The sequence below is a fragment of the Acinetobacter sp. AB03 genome (assembly GCF_058107045.1).
Map to the genome: position 1 here is coordinate 3,038,158 of NZ_JBUEBA010000002.1, position 3,876 is coordinate 3,042,033.

Here is a 3,876-nt window from a genome sequence, read left to right on the forward strand (position 1 = left end):
CAATCAATGAAATATTTTCGATCGATCAATCAGTAAAAATCCACACAAGTTGTTCTTCATAATCTCTTAATGATCTTCTTACTGATTCGTCATCAGCAAGCTAGGTCGGCTATACTACTCTCTTTCAAGAAGAAGTCAACTGGTTTTGTTAATTATTTTTAAACTTATTCAAGACTTTCAGATTCTACCGCTTGGGCTAAATCCTTGTTTCTCAACAAGTTTTAATCAACATCACCGCCGATGGATGTGCATTCTACAGCATTTCACATCCCTTGCAACACCTTTTCTCAATAAATATTTCTGCATGTTTATTTTTCAAACTCATAAAATTATAAGTTACTGTTATTTATGTAAAATATTTTTTAATAAATTTATCTACTTCCTAGTTAGCGCCTTAAACCGCACCATCACATTCGCACAAATTAAACTTAATATATTGTTTTAATTCATTTAAATAACAATATATCGAAATAATATTTAAATACTTTATTTAAATCGCTGTTTCTTTCTACTTTTTATGGTGAATATCCACTCAAAATGCTGTTTTCTCAGTCAATTTCTATCTTAGAACCCAAAACAGCCATTCTATTTCTAGAATGGCTGTTTCCGATCACCAGAATAGATTTAGAACTTCATACTGATACGCGCCCAATAATTACGTCCAATATTATTAAATTGTTCTGTTGCAGCATAACCAAAGCCTGAACTTCCAAGTTTATTCAAATGCTCGGCATAGTTTTTATTCAGCACATTATCTATTCCGACTGAAAGGTCTAAATCTTTTTGGATATTATAAGTCCCATTTAAAGACAGAGTTCCAAAACCTTTACTCTCTTCTAAATCGTATCCAATGATATTGCCTTCTCGATAGCTGGTACGATCTTGTGCTGCCACCACACGCCATAACAAACCGAGATTATATTTCTCTTGCACATAGCGTAGATTGAAACGTCCTTCTAATGGTGCAATTTGCGGTAAAGCGGTGTGATCCGTTGTATTTTCACCCCATGCATACATGGCACTGATGTCCGCTTGAATTTGATCCGTCAACTGGTAAGCCAAACCTGCTTCAGCACCCGCAATGGTTGCATCGACATTTCGGCTTTTGGCTTCCAACCGCCCCATTGAGCCTGTCGGAGTATATGCCACTAATATATAGTCTTGAATCAAACCTGCATAAACTGAAGCCCAAGATTTAAATGCACCCTGTTCATATTGATAACCTGCATCAAACTGTGCGGTTTTTTCATTCTCTAAATTGGCAAAGGTCGTACCTGTACTTTGATGGTATTTGGTACTAAACAATTCCCAATAATCAGGCACACGCTCTACATAACCTAATCCTGCGTAAGTTTTAACATGTTCCGCAAGTTCACTTTCAATTCGAACAAAACCACTTGGCAGGGTTTCTTTACGCTCTGTATCAGTGGCTAAGTTATCGATCTTCACTTGATCGAGGCGTGCACCTGTCACCAGTTTATGCTGATCATTGAATGCATAACTCAGCTCACCGAAAGCCCCATAAGACTCAAAATCCATATCTCCGACACGAGCTTTATTTTGATAAGGAGACATTAAGCTGCCACTACGTTTAGTATGCTCATTTTTTTGACTATCAATACCTGAAATAAGTTGCAATTTCCCCCAGTCCTGCGTCATAGCAACCCGTGCATTTAAAGTCCTACGAGCAACATTTGAAGCCATCGGCATTGACATACCATCTGCGGGATTAAATTTTCGCAAACTAAAATTATCCATGACATGATCGTTATAGCTATAGTCCACTTGCGCTTCGACTTTCTTGATCACCTCACTAATGTTTTTCTTTTCAACATGTAAACCTAGACTTTCACGAGCAAACTTAGAACCATCCATGCTACGTCCAGCATAAACAGCCTCACCATCACTCTTCCCACCTTTCAGCTCTACCCATGTGTCCTCATTTGGAGTCCAGCCCAGCGCGAGATCTGCATTCCACTTTTCCCAATCGGACGGAACCGTATTGCCAGCTCCATCTTGATAACTATCTGCAATCGAACGATTGGCATTTAAACGTGCGTATTTCGTTTCATCACCAACAGCGGCTTCAACATTCTGATCCAAACGACCGTAAGAACCAAGCATGACACTGGCTTGTCCGCGATAAGGTTTCGCCGAAGTGAGCTGTTCAGGCTCACGTTCAAAAATAACGGTTGCGGCTGAACCGGTATGCGCATATTGAACAGTTTGTGGTCCTTTCACGACTGTGATTTTGTCATAGCTTTCAGGAGAAAGATAAGAAGCAGGATTATCCATACGGCTTGGGCATGCACCTAAATTTTCCGTACCATCTGTGAGGATTTTAATACGAGAGCCAAACATACCACGGAAGGTGACATCACCATTCGCCCCGCCATTTTTGATTTGGTTAAAACCCACAATAGTTTGTAGGTAGGCTGCACCATCAACCACAGGAATCGGCTGAGTGGGTTGTTTAGGGTCAGCATGTACAATCAGACCATGGGCATCATTGCCCTGCTGAGCCGTCACCACGATAGGCGCTAAAATGTGCGCACTGTCTACTTCAGCGGCAAATACTACGCTTGAAAAACAAGCAAGAGAAATCGCAGCCGCAAGAGGCTGTAAAAAGAATGTAGGCTGAGCCATTTTTATTCTCACTGAATCTATAAATACAACTAGGCTAGAGTCCGTTAAGACCCGAAAAATATATGTCTAGGTTTATACAAACAGTGGCGGTGCACGCCCTTGAGGTAGTAAGAAGAGTTGTTGCAGTGCAAACCAAACATGCGCAAAGGCTTTTTGAAATGCAATTAAACGAACTTGAATACGGTCAAGTACCGCTTTTAACTCTAAATCTGGCGGTAACACAAGATTGCCATATACCGTACAGTATTGGCATTGATGACTTGCATCATGATGATTGTGTTCAGCAGGTTGTGAACTGAGTTCATGCTGAGCCTGCATTTCATGATGATGTGTGGAATGCTTTTCAGCATGAGAACTGAGATGTTCAACTGGTTTAAGTAAAAGCGCACGCGAAATGGTTTCACAGACTGGCGCAATTTGATATTGCGTCGGTAGTAAAGGCTGTAAAAAAACAGCAATCTGTAAAAACACGGCTACACAAGACAGTAGCAACGCAGCTCTAAAAAACAATCCATTCCATCCGAATTGAGAACGCGGCCAGTATAACAAAGCCCAATCGAAATTGGGCTCACTTTAAAGATGATTTTTAAGCAAAAAAACTTAACCGCGTTTTACAGCTACTTTGTCTCTTTGGCGCTGACGAGTCAATTTTTCCACTTTTTCACGTGCACGTTGACGCTTCAATGGTGACAAATAGTCGACGAACAATTTGCCATTTAAGTGATCAATTTCATGTTGAATGCAAACAGCGAGAAGTTCGTCAGCTTCGATCTCAAATGCTTGACCTTCAAGGTTAATTGCTTCGATCTTTACGCGTGACGGGCGCTCAACTTTGTCGTATATTTGGGGAACTGATAGGCAGCCTTCTTCATAGGGCTGCGTTTCTTCAGTCAATGGGGTAACTTTGGGGTTAATGAATACCAAAGGTTGATCTTTATGTTCAGATAAGTCCATGACAATCAACTGAATATGACGATCAACTTGTGTCGCGGCAAGTCCAATGCCTGGCGCTTCATACATGGTTTCAAACATATCTGCAGCCAGCTGACGAATTTCATCAGTAACTTCTTCGACGGGTTCTGCAATGGTACGAAGACGGGGATCAGGAAAACTTAAAATAGGTAATAAGGCCATACTGCGTCCTCAATTATGCCATTGATCAAAAAACCAAATGAAGGGAATGCTTGATCAAAAAAATGTGTGTAATATCGTTATTATAACGCAACTACA

The 3,876-nt window shown here is 40.5% G+C and carries 3 protein-coding genes; all 3 read right to left on the minus strand.

Annotated elements, in window-relative coordinates; genetic code table 11:
* Nucleotides 1-624: 624 nt before the first annotated feature.
* Nucleotides 625-2,646, minus strand: a complete 2,022-nt coding sequence (locus tag ACY3FQ_RS15220; protein ID WP_178928537.1) for a TonB-dependent copper receptor — start codon at nt 2,644-2,646, stop codon at nt 625-627.
* Between the two features lie 72 nt (nt 2,647-2,718).
* Entirely contained in the window at nt 2,719-3,156 is a 438-nt protein-coding gene (locus ACY3FQ_RS15225; RefSeq protein ID WP_078389804.1) for a DUF2946 family protein, read from the minus strand.
* Nucleotides 3,157-3,246: 90 nt separating this feature from the next.
* Nucleotides 3,247-3,780 (minus strand): peptide deformylase, encoded by a 534-nt coding sequence (gene def, locus ACY3FQ_RS15230; protein WP_489774304.1) that lies wholly within the window; start codon nt 3,778-3,780, stop codon nt 3,247-3,249.
* Nucleotides 3,781-3,876: the final 96 nt, after the last annotated feature.